At 73.2% G+C, this 13,478-nt stretch carries 11 protein-coding genes; 5 read left to right on the plus strand and 6 right to left on the minus strand.

Going from position 1 to position 13,478, the window contains the following annotated elements; genetic code table 11:
* Nucleotides 1-11: 11 nt before the first annotated feature.
* Nucleotides 12-1,745 carry a ubiquinone-dependent pyruvate dehydrogenase gene (poxB, locus tag EDD28_RS13450; protein WP_123740293.1) on the minus strand — a complete coding sequence of 578 codons (1,734 nt, stop codon included), beginning with the start codon at nt 1,743-1,745 and terminating at the stop codon, nt 12-14.
* 369 nt (nt 1,746-2,114) lie between these two features.
* Here poxB and EDD28_RS13455 point away from each other — a divergent pair, with 369 nt between their 5' ends.
* Nucleotides 2,115-2,648 carry a hypothetical protein gene (locus EDD28_RS13455; RefSeq protein WP_123740294.1) on the plus strand — a complete coding sequence of 178 codons (534 nt, stop codon included), beginning with the start codon at nt 2,115-2,117 and terminating at the stop codon, nt 2,646-2,648.
* A gap of 6 nt (nt 2,649-2,654) precedes the next feature.
* Here the strand turns inward: EDD28_RS13455 and EDD28_RS13460 are convergent, their stop codons facing one another.
* Both EDD28_RS13460 and EDD28_RS13465 read right to left on the minus strand, forming a co-directional pair.
* Complete coding sequence (locus EDD28_RS13460) at nt 2,655-3,359, minus strand: hypothetical protein (RefSeq protein ID WP_123740295.1); 705 nt, start codon at nt 3,357-3,359, stop codon at nt 2,655-2,657.
* The gene (locus EDD28_RS13465; RefSeq protein ID WP_123740296.1) at nt 3,356-3,685 is read right to left on the minus strand and encodes an antibiotic biosynthesis monooxygenase family protein; all 330 of its coding nucleotides are present in this window, start codon (nt 3,683-3,685) and stop codon (nt 3,356-3,358) included. Before EDD28_RS13465 ends, EDD28_RS13460 begins: the two co-directional genes overlap by 4 nt.
* Before the next feature lie 171 nt (nt 3,686-3,856).
* Here EDD28_RS13465 and sigJ point away from each other — a divergent pair, with 171 nt between their 5' ends.
* Nucleotides 3,857-4,777, plus strand: a complete 921-nt coding sequence (gene sigJ, locus EDD28_RS13470; protein ID WP_123740297.1) for an RNA polymerase sigma factor SigJ — start codon at nt 3,857-3,859, stop codon at nt 4,775-4,777.
* 25 nt (nt 4,778-4,802) lie between these two features.
* On the opposite strand, the gene EDD28_RS13475 is transcribed toward sigJ, so the two are convergent.
* Entirely contained in the window at nt 4,803-5,705 is a 903-nt protein-coding gene (locus tag EDD28_RS13475) for a LysR family transcriptional regulator (protein ID WP_123740298.1), read from the minus strand.
* A gap of 112 nt (nt 5,706-5,817) precedes the next feature.
* Here EDD28_RS13475 and EDD28_RS13480 point away from each other — a divergent pair, with 112 nt between their 5' ends.
* Nucleotides 5,818-6,918, plus strand: coding sequence for a YeiH family protein (locus EDD28_RS13480; protein ID WP_123740299.1), 1,101 nt, complete (start codon nt 5,818-5,820; stop codon nt 6,916-6,918).
* Nucleotides 6,919-6,927: 9 nt separating this feature from the next.
* Here the strand turns inward: EDD28_RS13480 and EDD28_RS13485 are convergent, their stop codons facing one another.
* Entirely contained in the window at nt 6,928-7,416 is a 489-nt protein-coding gene (locus EDD28_RS13485; RefSeq protein ID WP_123740300.1) for a hypothetical protein, read from the minus strand.
* 121 nt (nt 7,417-7,537) lie between these two features.
* Here EDD28_RS13485 and EDD28_RS13490 point away from each other — a divergent pair, with 121 nt between their 5' ends.
* The gene (locus tag EDD28_RS13490; protein WP_123740301.1) at nt 7,538-8,572 is read left to right on the plus strand and encodes a Dyp-type peroxidase; all 1,035 of its coding nucleotides are present in this window, start codon (nt 7,538-7,540) and stop codon (nt 8,570-8,572) included.
* Nucleotides 8,573-8,602: 30 nt separating this feature from the next.
* Nucleotides 8,603-9,403: a family 1 encapsulin nanocompartment shell protein gene (locus EDD28_RS13495; protein ID WP_123740302.1), complete on the plus strand. Its 801-nt coding sequence runs from the start codon at nt 8,603-8,605 to the stop codon at nt 9,401-9,403.
* A gap of 86 nt (nt 9,404-9,489) precedes the next feature.
* Here the strand turns inward: EDD28_RS13495 and EDD28_RS13500 are convergent, their stop codons facing one another.
* A complete protein-coding gene (locus EDD28_RS13500) occupies nt 9,490-13,407 on the minus strand; it encodes an SdrD B-like domain-containing protein (RefSeq protein WP_123740303.1) in 3,918 nt (1,305 codons plus the stop codon).
* Nucleotides 13,408-13,478: the final 71 nt, after the last annotated feature.

Below are 13,478 nucleotides of genomic sequence, written 5' to 3' on the forward strand. Positions count from 1 at the left end.
CGCCCGGCCGCTCAGTCGAACAGCCGCCGGAACAGGTTCGTGTCGGCGAGGTCGACCAGCTCCTCGCCGCGCCCCGACAGGATCGTGCGCATCGCGTAGAGCGTGAAGCCCTTCGCCTGCGCCGCGCTGATCGCCGGCGGGATCGAGAGCTCCTGACGCGCCGTGACGACGTCGACCAGCGCGGGACCGTCGTGCGCGAACGCGGCGGTGAGCGCCCGCTCGAGGTCGTCGGGGTGCTCGACCCGCTGCCCGTGCAGGCCGACCGCGTTCGCGAGGTCGGCGAAGTTCGGGTTCTCCAGCCCTGTGCCGTAGTTCACGAACCCGGCCGCCTTCATCTCCAGCTCCACGAAGTTGAGCGAGGAGTTGTTGAAGACCACCAGCTTGACCGGCAGCTCGAGCTGGCGCAGCGTCAGCAGCTCGCCGAGCAGCATCGCGAGCCCACCGTCACCGGCGAGCGCGACGACCTGCCGCTCCGGGAACGCGGACTGCGCACCGATCGCGTGCGGCAGCGCGTTCGCCATCGAGCCGTGGTTGAACGAGCCGATGAGACGCCGCCGACCGTTCATCCGCAGGTAGCGGGCCGCCCAGACCGTCGGCGAGCCGACGTCGGGGATGAACACCGCGTCGTCGCTCGCGAGCTCGCTGACCAGCCGGGCGACGTACTGCGGGTGGATCGGCGTGCGGTTGCGGTCGTTCACGGCCAGCTCGTCGAGGTCCTCGCGCGCCTTGGCGTAGTGCGCGAGCGACGAGTCGAGGTGCTTGCCGTCGGTGCGCTCGCGCAGCAGCGGGAGCAGCGCCTCGGCGGTGTCCCGGACGTCGCCGACCAGGCCGAGGTCGATCGGCGTGCGCCGGCCCAGGTTCTCCCCGCGGACGTCGACCTGGAGGATCCGTGCCTTCGACGGGTAGAACTGGCGGTAGGGGAAGTCCGTGCCCAGCATGAGCAGGGCGTCGCAGCTCTCCATCGCCCGGTACCCGGAGGAGAAGCCGAGCAGGCCGGTCATGCCGACGTCGTAGGGGTTGTCGTGCTCGAGGAACTCCTTGCCGCGCAGCGCGTGCACGATCGGCGCCTTGAGCTTCTTCGCGAGCGCGATCACCTCCTCGTGCGCGCCCTCGGTCCCGGCGCCGCCGAGGATCGTCACCTTCTTGGCGTCGTTCAGCAGGTCGGCGGCCCGCTGCAGCTCGGCGTCGGCCGGCCGCGTCACGCGGCCGGCGAGGGCGATCGGGGCCGAGCGCCGGGCGTTCGGGCTCTCCCGGAGGAAGACCTCGCCGGGGATGACGACGACGGCGACGCCGCGCCGCTCCACCGCGGTGCGCATGGCGATCTCCAGCACGTGCGGCAGCTGCTCCGGGTAGCTCACCAGCTCCGTGTAGACCGACGCCTCCCGGAACAGGTCCTGCGGGTGCGTCTCCTGGAAGTAGGTGCTGCCGATCTCCGGACCGGGGATCTGCGCGGCGATCGCGAGCACGGGGACCCGGCTGCGGTTCGCGTCGTACAGGCCGTTGATCAGGTGCGTGTTGCCGGGGCCGCAGCTCCCGGCGCACACGGCCAGCCCGCCCGTGAGCGCGGCGTCGGCCGCGGCCGCGAACGCCGCGGCCTCCTCGTGGCGGACGTGCTGCCAGGCGATCGTCCCGTCCCGGCGCAGGGCGTCGGTGAACCCGTTGAGCGAGTCCCCGGGAAGTCCGTAGATCCGCGTGACACCCGCGTCCTTGATGATCTCGACGATGTCCTCGGCGATGGTCCGCATGACAGGTCCTCCCAGATCGTGGCACCGGCCCCTGCCCGACCAGCCTATGTCGGGCGGTGCGGGGCACCGTAACCTGGCGTCCTGCGCGGCCCGGACGGTCGGACGGAGACGGGAGGAAGGACCCTGGACGCCTCCATCGACCGGCTGCGCGTCGGGCCCGTCCCCAGCCGGCCACGGCTGGCCAGCATCGTCGTCGGCTACGCCCCGCGCGCGGCGGCGCGGGGTGACGCGCGCGACTGCGCCGAGGCGCTGCGACCCGCCCTCGACGTCCTGGTCCGGCTGACCCGTCGCGGCTTCCTCGGCGCCCCCGAGCGCGCGACCGGTGATCTCACCGCGGTCACCGACGCGCCGGCGCCCGATCGCCTGGTCGTGCACCTGGCGGGGGAGCACCTGCCGCGGGACGTGATCGTCGTCGGGCTGCGGCTCGTGATCAACGCGAACGACGGCCGACCGGAGGACCTCGAACGCCTGGTCGCGGCGCTCGACGGCGATCGCGACGCCGCGAGGGCGGTCTTTGGCGGGACGATCCTCGACGAGGACGTGCGCAGCATCGAGCTCACCGTCGACGGCCGGGGCGACGTCCAGCCGTTCGACCCGTTCCACGTCGGCGGGTCGGGGGGACGGCTGCGCGAGGAGCGTCGGCTGGTGCTCCCCGGTCTGGCCGCGTGTCTCCCGGACGAGGAGGACGAGGACCTGCTGCTGCGGCTCTCGGGCGCTCGCGGTCTCGTCCCCGTCGGCGCCGCGACGCGCTACGAGCCCGGTGAGGAGGAGTACCACGCGTCGGGCGAGGACCTCGTCATCGAGCGGATCTCGATCGAGGAGGCCTCGCTGCGCGCGGTGCTCGCGATGCTGAGGCGTGCGGTGCCCGGCGGGGGCCGGGACCAGGCCGCCGAGGCGGGCTGAGGGCCCTCAGCCCGCGATCGGGACGGTCGCGTCGAGGTTGTCGCCGACGAGCACGAGCACGCGGTCGTCGCTGCCGTCGGCGACCTGGATCACGGTCGCGCGCGGGGACATGTCCATCGTGCACGGGCCGTCGTTCGTCGTGAAGGTGACGGTGATCGCCTCGTCGCTCTCCTCGACCCCCTCGATCATCGGCGGGCAGGTCGACGAGCCCCAGGTCAGCAGCACGATCCCGCGCTCGTCGTCGAACCAGCCGGCGCTCGCCGCGTAGTCGGTCGGGTCCCCGGGGGTACCGGACAGGTCGTCGTCGCCGTCGAGGTCGACCGTCGCCGTGGCGTCGAGGTAGCTCACGGTGAGAGCGACGTCCTCGTGCGGGTCGACGCCGGCGGGCACGCCGGTCAGCGACGCGCGCGGCGCGAGGTCGGCCGTGCAGGGCTGGTCGCCGTCGGGATCCGTCAGGGTCACCGAGACGTCCTGGCCGGACGCCGTCGCCTCGTCGGCGACGGGCACGCACGTGGAGGATCCCCACGTCACCACGCCGAGGAGCCGACCGTCGTCGAGCCAGGCGGCGTCCACCTGCGGGGCGGCCGACGCGTCGGTCGCATCGGGGCTCGCGGAGGAGCCGGAGGACGGGGTGCCGGTGGCGCACCCGGCGGCGGCGAGGAGCGCCGCGCCGAGGGCGGCGACCGCGACGATGCGGCGACCAAGGTTCATGGCCTCAGGGTAGCGGTGAACTCCCCGACCGGCAGGTAGAGACCCGGACTCGCGCTCCCGATCGCCGCCGTGCGCCGGGCGTACGCCGCGGCGGCCGGGTCGGCCTGGGTGGCCCGCACGTCCTCGGCCGTGCGCCAGCGTGCGACGTTGACGACCCGGCCCCCGTCCGCGCTCGCGAGGATGGTCGCCGAGAGGAACCCGGGGCGACCGGTCATCACGCGCTCGACGCCCTCCGCGAGGAGCTCGATCACCTCCCGCTGCCGGGACGGGTCGACGTCGATGACGTTGAGGAACGTGACGGGGCCGGACGTGACGTGACTGGACATGCGGACTCCTCTGCGTGGTCGGGACCCGCGGTCGCGGGCCCCGGGGGAAGGACGGGACGGCGGCCTCGATCGTGAGGTGTCGCGCGGACCTCACGGTTCGCCCGGCTGCGTCGTCCCCTCACCGAGCGGTGTGGTCCGATGGGTCGACCGCGAGCGACGGACGGAGGGACGATGGCCACCCAGCACCGACGCGGCGCCCCGGCCGGGCTCGACGCGGCGGCCCGCGAGCGCGGCCTGCTGCTCGGCCTGTGCTACCGGCTGCTCGGCTCGCTCGCCGACGCGGAGGACGCGGTCCAGGAGACCTACGTCCGCTGGTACCGGCTCGACGACGCGGAGCGTGAGCTGATCGTCTCCCCGCGAGCCTGGCTCGTCACGGCCGCCGGCCGGGTCGGGCTCGACATGCTCACGAGCGCGCGCGCCCGCCGCGAGCGCTACGTCGGCGAGTGGCTGCCGGAACCGCTCCCGGGGCCCGGGCGGTGGACGAGCAGCGTCCAGGCCGATCCCGTCGACCCGGCCGATCGCGTGAGCACGGACGAGTCCGTGTCGATGGCGCTGCTGGTCGTCCTGGAGTCGATGACACCGGCGCAGCGGGTCGTGTTCGTCCTGCACGACGTGTTCGGCCACACCTTTCCCGAGGTCGCCGCCGTGGTCGGCCGCACCCCCGAGGCCTGCCGCCAGCTCGCCTCGGCGGCGCGCCGGCGCGTGCGGGAGGCTCGCCCCGCACCCGTCGAGGCGGCGGAGCACGAGGCCGTCGTGCGCTCGTTCCGCCGCGCGTGGGAGACCGGCGACCTCGGGACGCTGGTCGATCTGCTGGATCCCGGCGTCACCGCCGTGACGGACGGCGGCGGGCTGGTCTCGGCCGCGCTCGACCCGCTGGTCGGCCCCGACGCCGTCGCTCGCTTCCTCCTCGGCGTCCGCGGTCGCCAGCCCGACCTCGCGGTGCGGGAGGACGTGGTCAACGGCGAGCTCGGGCTCGTCGCGATCGGCGCAGGGACGGTGCTCGCCGTCATCGGGCTGCGCCACCGCGCCGGCCGGGTCGATCGCGTCTGGGCCGTGCGGAACCCGGCCAAGCTCGCCGCGTGGCGGGCGTAGCCGCCGGGCCGCCGGGCTCCTCCGGTCAGGTCGGCGGAGCGGCGGCGACGACGCCAAGGAAGTCCCGGACGCGGCGCGAGGGACGGCCGACCCAGACCGCGGTCAGCGGGCGCTCGATCCGCAGGCCACCGATGCGGACGCGCGCGAGCCGGCCCGAGCGGATGTCGTCGGCGACGGCGAGCGCGCTCAGCGCTCCTGGCGCCACGCCGGCCATGATCGCGCTGCGGATGCCGAGCGTCGTGGACAGCACCGCCGCCGGCTCGGCGCACGTCAGGCCGACCGCGGCCAGCGCGTCCTCGAGCGCCCGCCGGGTCCCGCTGCCCGGCTCCCGCAGCACCAGACCGGTCGATGCGAGCTCCCGGGCGGAGACCCTGCCCGTCGTCGCCCAGCCGTGGTCGCGCGTCACGACGACCTCGACGGTGTCGTGTCCCACGGTCACCGAGCCGAGGTCGGTCGGGACCGCTGGCGTTTCGATGAGGCCGAGCTCGGCCGTGCCCTCGCGCACGGCGTCGAGCACCGCCGAGCTGTTCGCGGCCGTCAGCCGGACGACGGGCCCGTCGTCCCCCCGCGCGATCCGCCAGCGCGCGATCCACTCGGGCACCAGGTGCTCGGCGATCGTGAGGCTCGCGGCGACCCGCAGCGTCCCGCCGCGATCGTCGCGGAGCGCGTCGACGGCGGTCGCGAACTCGTCGGCGGCCGTCAGCAGCGTCGTCGCCCAGCCGACGACGAGCTCGCCCGCCGGCGTCACGCGCGACCCCCGCGCCGAGCGGGCCAGCAGCCGCACGCCGAGGTCGGTCTCCAGCCCGCGGATGCGCAGCGACACCGCCTGCTGGCTCACGCCCAGCCGGGTGCTCGCGGCGGAGATGCTGCCCTCCCGGGCGACCAGGACCAGCGCGCGCAGCGCGGCGAGGTCGGGCTCGCGGCCCATCGGCGCCTCCCGGGCGGGGGTGTGGTCGAGCTGTGGTCGGTGACCAGTCACAACCGTAGCTTGTGACCGACGCGGGATCTGCCCCTACCGCCGCAGGCCGGCGGCGCACACGATGGCGAACGTGTCCCACGCCGCCCTTCCCGCGACCGCCACCCCACCGTCCCGCGACCCGCATGCGCGGCTCGACCGGCTCACCCGTCTGCTGCCCGGGCTCCTGCTCTGCCTGGCCGTCGCGGGCGTCTCGTTCGGGGTCGGCCGGCTCGTGTCCGGTCTCAGCCCGCTCATCGTCGCGATCGTCCTCGGCGTGCTCGCGGCCAACGTCGGGCGGCTGCCGGGCGCGACGTCGGCCGGCATCGACTTCTCGGCCAAGAAGCTCCTGCGCGCCGGGATCGTCCTGCTCGGGCTGCAGCTCGTGCTCTCCGACATCCTCGGCCTCGGGGCGCCCGTGCTCCTCGTCGTCGTCGGCATCGTCGCCGGCGGCCTGCTCGGGACCGTGCTCCTCGGCCGCCTGCTGCGCGTCCCGGCCGGCCTGGCCCTCCTCATCGCGTGCGGCTTCTCCATCTGCGGCGCGGCGGCCGTCGCCGGCGCGGCCGGTGTCACCGACCCCGACGACGAGGCCGAGGAGGACACGATCACCGCCGTCGCGCTCGTCGTGATCTTCGGGACGCTCATGATCGCGCTCGTCCCGCTCACGGCGAGCCTGCTCCACCTCGTGCCCGCGGCGGCGGGCCGGTGGGCCGGTGGCTCGGTCCACGAGATCGCCCAGGTGGTCGCCGTCGGCGGCATCATCGGTGGGGGAGCGCTCGCCGTCGCGGTCGTCGTCAAGCTCGCCCGGGTGCTGCTGCTCGCCCCCGTCGTCGCGGTGCTGAGCATCCGGCAGCGGCGCCGCGGGCGCGCCGCTGCCGGGACGGTCGCGGCACCTGCGGAGGCCGTCGAGCGACGGTCGACGCGGCTGCCGCCGATCGTCCCGCCGTTCGTCGTCGGCTTCCTCGCGATGGTGCTGCTGCGGTCGTTCGCGCCCCTGCCGGCCGGGGTCGTCGCCGCCGGCGGAATCGCGCAGACCTGGCTGCTGGCCGCCGCGATGTTCGGGCTCGGTTGCGGGGTCAGGGTCCGCACCCTCCTGCGGGTCGGCCCGCGTCCCTTCGCGCTCGCCGCGCTCTCGACGCTCCTCGTCGCTGCCATCGCCGGCGTCGGGGTCGCCGTCACCGCCTGAGGAGCTCGGCTAGCGCCAGGACCGCGAGAGCCGACGGATCCGGGCGCGGCGCCAGCGCCAGACGAGCGCGAGGGCCGGCCACAGGAGCGGCGCGGCGGTGCCGCCGATCGTCAGCTCGTCCCGCCAGATCGACCGGTCCGGGTCACCCGGCACCGGCAGGACGGTCATCTCGTGCCGCCACCGCGAGATCAGGGCCATCGGCCCGGTCAGCGGCCGCCCGGCGTCCCGCATCGTGCGCGCCGCCGGGCCGTCCGGGCCGACCGGGCCGTCCGGCAGGACGTCGGCGATCGCGATGAGCTGGGACCCGAGCGGCACCAGGCCGAGCAGCGCGAGGCGCACCCGGACGCGGCTGCCGTCGGAGAACCGCTCCGGCAGCGGGTCGAGGCCCGTGAGCCGGAACACCGGCCCGTACAGCTCGGCCACGGCGGCGGGGGAGTGCAGCGCCGCCCACGCGGCGTCGCTCGGGCACGCGAGCTCGACGGTGAACCGGATCCGCATCGCACCATCCTCCACGACCCGTCGTCCTCGCGCCGACCGGGTCCCGCCGCCGTCGCGTCGCGGTGGGAGGATGGACGGAGACCGACGGACGGCAGGACGGAGACGGGTCGATGGTGGCGCGATGGTGACGCAGCAGGTGGTGGCGCCCCCGGCGCGCGCGGGGATGTTCCTCGTCCTCACGGTCGACGACGGCTCGGAGGACGTCGTCCGGGACCTGCTCGGCGACCTCTCGGACCTCGTCAAGGCCGTCTCCTTCCGGAACACGCGCGACGACCTCAACCTCGTCGTCGGGATCGGAGCCGACGTCTGGGGCCGACTGTTCGGCGAGCTGCCCCGACCGCGGCAGCTGCACCCGTTCGAGGCGCTCGAGGGTCCCCGGCACGTCGCCCCCGCGACACCGGGCGACCTCCTCCTGCACCTGCGCGCCCGGAGCATGGACCAGTGCTTCGAGCTGGCCCGCCAGGTCGCCACGCGGCTGGAGGGGCACGCCGTCGTCGTGGACGAGACGCACGGCTTCAAGTACTTCGACGAGCGCGATCTGCTCGGCTTCGTCGACGGGACGGCGAGCCCCCGCGGCGCCGACGGCGACGCCGTCGTCCTCATCGGCGACGAGGACCCCGCCTACGCCGGCGGGAGCTACGTCGTCGTCCAGAAGTACCTGCACGACCTGGCGGCCTGGGACGCGATCAGCGTCGAGGAGCAGGAGCGCGTCATCGGCCGCACCAAGCTCGACGACATCGAGCTGCCCGACTCGGTCAAGCCGTCGAACTCCCACGTCGTCGTCAACACGATCGTCGACGAGGAGGGGGTCGAGCACGACATCGTCCGCGACAACCTCCCGTTCGGCGAGATCGGCGCGGGGGAGTACGGCACCTACTTCATCGGGTACGCCGCGGACGTCGGGATCATCGAGCTCATGCTCCGACGCATGTTCATCGGCGAGCCGCCCGGCAACACGGACCGGATCCTCGACTTCTCGACCGCCGTCACGGGCAGCCTGTTCTTCGTCCCGTCGCTCGCGTTCCTCGACGACCCGCCGGACCCCGTCGACGCGACCCCGGCGCCGACGGCTCCCGTGTCACCGGCGCCCTCGGCCGGCTCGGGCGACCTCGGCATCGGCAGCCTGCGCCGCAGCCCGGGCGCCACCCCCAGCTAGCCCAACGGAACCCCCAGGAAAGGTCAGGCCATGGACAACCTCCACCGCTCACTCGCACCGATCTCGTCGGCGGCCTGGGCGCAGATCGACGACGAGGCCCGGCGCACCTTCGTCACGCGGATCGCCGGCCGCCGCGTCGTCGACATGCCGGACGCCGGGGGACTGGAGCTCTCGGCCGTCGGGACGGGGCACGTCGTCGAGGTCGAGCCGCCCGTCCCGGGCGTCGAGGCGCGCCGGCGCCGGGTCCAGCCGCTCGTGGAGCTGCGCGTTCCGTTCGAGGTCACCCGCGCGGCGATCGACGACGTGGACCGCGGCTCCGAGGACTCCGACTGGCAGCCGGTCAAGGACGCCGTCGAGGCGCTCGCGGCGGCCGAGGACACGCTCGTCTTCACGGGGTCGGCCGCCTCCGACGTCGAGGGCATCGCGCCGAGCAGCTCCAACCAGGACATCGCGCTGCCCGACGACCCGCGCCAGCTCCCCGACGCGCTCGCCCGCGCCCTGACGATCCTGCGGACCGTCGGCGTCCAGGGACCGTACGCGCTGCTGCTGTCCGCCGAGCTGTACACGCTCGCGGCGGAGTCCTCCGACCACGGGTACCCGATCGCGGAGCACCTGCGCCGCCTCCTCGGGGCCGAGGGTGAGATCGTCTTCGCCCCGGCGCTGCGCGGCGCGATCGTCGTCTCGCTGCGCGGCGGCGACTACACGCTCACGCTCGGGCAGGACGTCTCGATCGGCTACCTCTCGCACGACGCCGAGCGGGTGCGCCTCTACGCGCAGGAGTCGCTCACGTTCCGGGTCAACACCGCGGAGGCGAGCGTCGTCATCCGCTAGCCGGGACGAACCAGCCGGGAAGAACAGAACGTGGGGCCGGTCCGAAGACCGGCCCCACGTTCCTTTTGGGGGGCGTCAGCCGCAGGTCACCCGCCGGTCCGCACGGCGTCACGACGCCGGGCGAGCAGGAGGAGGGTGCCGCCCGCGCCGAGGAGCGCGAGCACTGCGGCGACGGCGCCGACACCGATCCCGGAGCCCGTGTTCGGGAGGGGCCCGTGGCTCGGAGAAGGTGTCGGGGTTGCCGGCGGGACCGTGGGGGTGGTTGTCCCACCGGCAGGCGTGGAGGGCGCGGGCTTGAGCACGACGCCCGCGTCCCAGGTCGGGTCGATGCCCTGCGACGCGGCGATCTCCCGGTAGGGGTACTCGCCGGTCAGCGCCTCGTTCGAGTCGTCGAGGACGATCGTCCGGGTGAGGCCGTCGGACGGGTTGGCGTCGGAGTCGACGGCGTCGTCATCGCCCGCGTCGCGGACGGTGAACTCGTACATCGCCTTCTGCTCCTGCGTCAGCGTGAAGCGGACCTGGTAGGTCCCCGCCGGCAGGTTGTCGAAGACGTAGCGGCCATCGGCGTCGGTCGTGGTCGTCGCGACGACGTCGCCGTCGACCAGCAGGTCGACCGTGACGCCCGGCAGCGGCTTCTCGCCGTCGTCCTGGACCCCGTTCTTGTTGGCGTCGATCCAGACGACGTCACCGATCGCGTAGGTCTTCGCCACGAACCCGAAGTCGAGCGTCGGGTCGCGGTCGCCGTCCTCGTGCAGGTCGCCGGGCTCGGTCGAGGCCTCCCACGTGGAGGAGTCACCGGCGCGGTCGCCCTGGCCGGACACCGTCGGGACGTAGGGGCTCAGCGGCTCCTGCGACGCCTCGCGGTCGATGACGACCGTGTAGGTCTGCTCGCCGGTGAGGGCGGGCAGGTTCTCGAACGTGTAGTGCCCGTTCTCGTCCGTCGGGGTCGGGGGGACCGGGTTGCCGAAGACGTCCGTCACCGGCTCGCCGTCCGGGCCGACCAGCGTGAGCACGACGCCGGGGATGCCCGGCTCGCCCTCGTCCTGACGGCCGTCGCGGTTCTGGTCGACCCACACGTAGTCGCCGACCGACACCGACGGCGTCACGAACCCGAAGTCGAGCGTCGGGTCGCGGTCGCCGTCCTCGTGCAGGTCGCCGGGCTCGGTCGAGGCCTCCCACGTGGAGGAGTCACCGGCGCGGTCGCCCTGGCCGGACACCGTCGGGACGTAGGGGCTCAGCGGCTCCTGCGACGCCTCGCGGTCGATGACGACCGTGTACGTCTGGTTCCCCTCGAGCGCCGGCAGGTGGTCGAACGTATAGTGCCCGTTCTCGTCCGTCGGGGTCGGGGGGACCGGGTTGCCGAAGACGTCCGTCACCGGCTCGCCGTCCGGGCCGACCAGCGTGAGCACGACGCCGGGGATGCCCGGCTCGCCCTCGTCCTGGCGACCGTCGCGGTTCTGGTCGACCCACACGTAGTCGCCGACGGAGACCGACTTGACCGGCTCGATGGTCGCGGACGTGCCGCCGATCCGGTTGACGACCGTCTGCGACGGGTCGGTGATCCGCACGGCCACGTACGCCGCGATCGACGGACCGGCGTCGAGCACCGTGCCGTCCTTCTGGACGAGCTTCACCGTCTTGCTCGCGGCGTCGTAGGTCGCCTCGAGGTTGCCGCCGATGTCCACCGGACCGTTGGTCGGGTCCGTGGCCGTCGCGGCGTTCTCCTGCGTCACGAAGCCGAGGAACTCGGTCGCGCCGGGGAGGATGTCGACGACGTCGATGATCTTGACGCTGTCGTAGCTGCCGTGGGGGATGAACTCGATCCGGTACACGTACGTGTCCTGGACGAGGTTGCCCTCGCCGTCCATGTACGCCTTGAGGGTCTCCACCCACTGCGCGGCGCTGCGGTCGTAGACGCGCTTGCGCACCTCCGCCTCGTCGCCGTAGGACGTCGCCTCCTCCTCGGTCTCGGACCAGTAGTCGGGGTCGCCGTCCTCGCCGAACAGGGTCGCCCGGTTCGTGATGGTGCGGGTCTCCTTGCCGACGAACGGCGTGCTCGTGAGCGCGAGGTTCGCGACGAAGGCCTTGTCGGCACCGCGCGCCTCGACGACGGCCTTGCCCGTCTCGCTCAGCGCGATGACGAGGTCGCCGTCGGCGTTCGTGCTGAGCACGAAGTGCGCGGCGGTGAGCGCCTGACCGTCGTAGGTGCCGGTGACGCCGATCGCCGAGAGGTCCTCGAGCGAGAAGACGTCCGTGTCGACGTAGTCGACGATCGTGCTCTTGCTCAGGTCGATGCCCTTGCCGGCGGCGACAGTGAACCGGTAGTTCACCGTCACGGTCTCGCCCGGCTTGACCGTCGTCTCCTCGGCCGTGCCCGACTTCGCGAAGACGGTCGAGTCGTTGACGCCGCCCGAGGTGTCGGGCAGGACCACGACGGTGACGTCGCGGTTCACGCCGTACGGGCTGCCGTCGCGGTAGTGGAAGTTGGCCGTGTTCCGCAGGCGGTACGGCACCGCGTCCGTGATCGACGTGCTGCCGGTCTGCTCGAGGCCGTCCACCGTGAGGAGCTGCGCCTTGACCTGGATGGTCGCGTTGGTCGCGCTGTCCTTGCCGACGTTGACGAGGAGCCGCTGACCGTCGAGGCAGTACTGACCGACGTAGGCGTCGGCCGTGAAGTCGGCCGTCGTCGCCGGGCAGGCCGCCGCCCGGGTGAGCGTGATGCCCTCGGCGGTGACGAAGGCGGCGTCGGAGCCGTTCCAGCGCGCCTGCGCCGGCAGGACGTCGCTGATGACCACGTTCTGCGACAGCGTGAAGTTCGCGCTGCTGTCGTTCCACTGCGCCAGGTTCGCCCGGAGCGTGTAGACGATGTCGGCCGGCGGGGTCAGCGTCGTGCCGTCCTCACCCGTCACGACGTTCTTCGTCGTCCAGTCGGCGTTCTTGGCGAAGGCCTGGCCCAGGTTCGGGCCCGGGGCCGCCGGGACGTTGCCGCGCAGGCGGACCGACGCGGTCTTGGCGACCTCGCCGCCGAACGTCGCGGTGTTGACCTGGCTGATCTCGAAGTTGCCCGAGCCGCCGGCCAGCGCGTCGTACTTGGTCTGGAGCAGAGCCTCGAGCGCGGCGACGTCGGTCACCTTCACCTTGTAGGTGAGGGCGAGGCTGGACGGGCCGGCGACGTCGACCGAGCCGGAGAAGGTCGAGCCGGACACGGTCGGGGAGAACGTGAACGGGCTGGTCGTCCGGTTGAGGCCGTTCGTGTCCCACGTCGTGAGGGAGCCGACGAACGAGCCGGCGACGTAGCCGAGGCCGGCCGGGAGCTGGTCGGCGATCGTGTAGCCGGTGCGTGCCGTCGGCGAGTCGACGCGGAGCGTGTAGGTGAGCTCCTGGTCGGCGATCTCCGGCTTGAGCTTCACCTCGCCGCCGACGACCGTGACGAAGCTGTCGAGGTTGCCCGGCGTGACGCTCTTGGCCTGGGTGTCGGTGACGTTCTCGAACTGGTCGCCGTCGTTGCGGATGATGACGGTGACGGAGTGCTCGTCGCCGCCGACCTTCCAGGTGATCGGCTCCTTGACGCTGCCGTCGACCGGGTTGACCTTGAAGTCCAGGTCGAAGACGCCCTGGTTGATCTCGGTCGGCCACGGGTTCGCGAACGTGATGGAGACCTTGTTGCCGTCCTGGACGACGCCCACAATCGCGGAGTTGCCCGCGGGGACACCGGTCAGGGTGACGTTGTCGCCGAGCTCGAAGACGACCGTCGAGCCGGGCGCCACGGCGTCGTTGTACTGGACGCGGAGCGTGAGGGTGTCGCCCTCCTTGACGACGGCCGTGCCGTCGTAGGTCTCGCCGTTGAGGAGGACGTTCGAGCTGATGCCCGCGGGATCGGCGCTCGCGGCCTGGGACAGGCCGACGACCGAGGCCATCGCGAGGACGAGGGCGACGAGGCTGGACAGCCACCGTCGCGGGTTCGGGCCGGACCAGCGTCCGGCAGTGCGTTCTTTGTTGGTCACGGATCACTCCTGGAGGTCGATCCACCCGTCCTGCCCCCCACCGGCGCACGGACGCCGCCGGGCTGCCACAA

Origin of the sequence: Salana multivorans (assembly GCF_003751805.1) — a bacterium.
Classification (GTDB): Bacteria; Actinomycetota; Actinomycetes; order Actinomycetales; family Beutenbergiaceae; genus Salana; species Salana multivorans.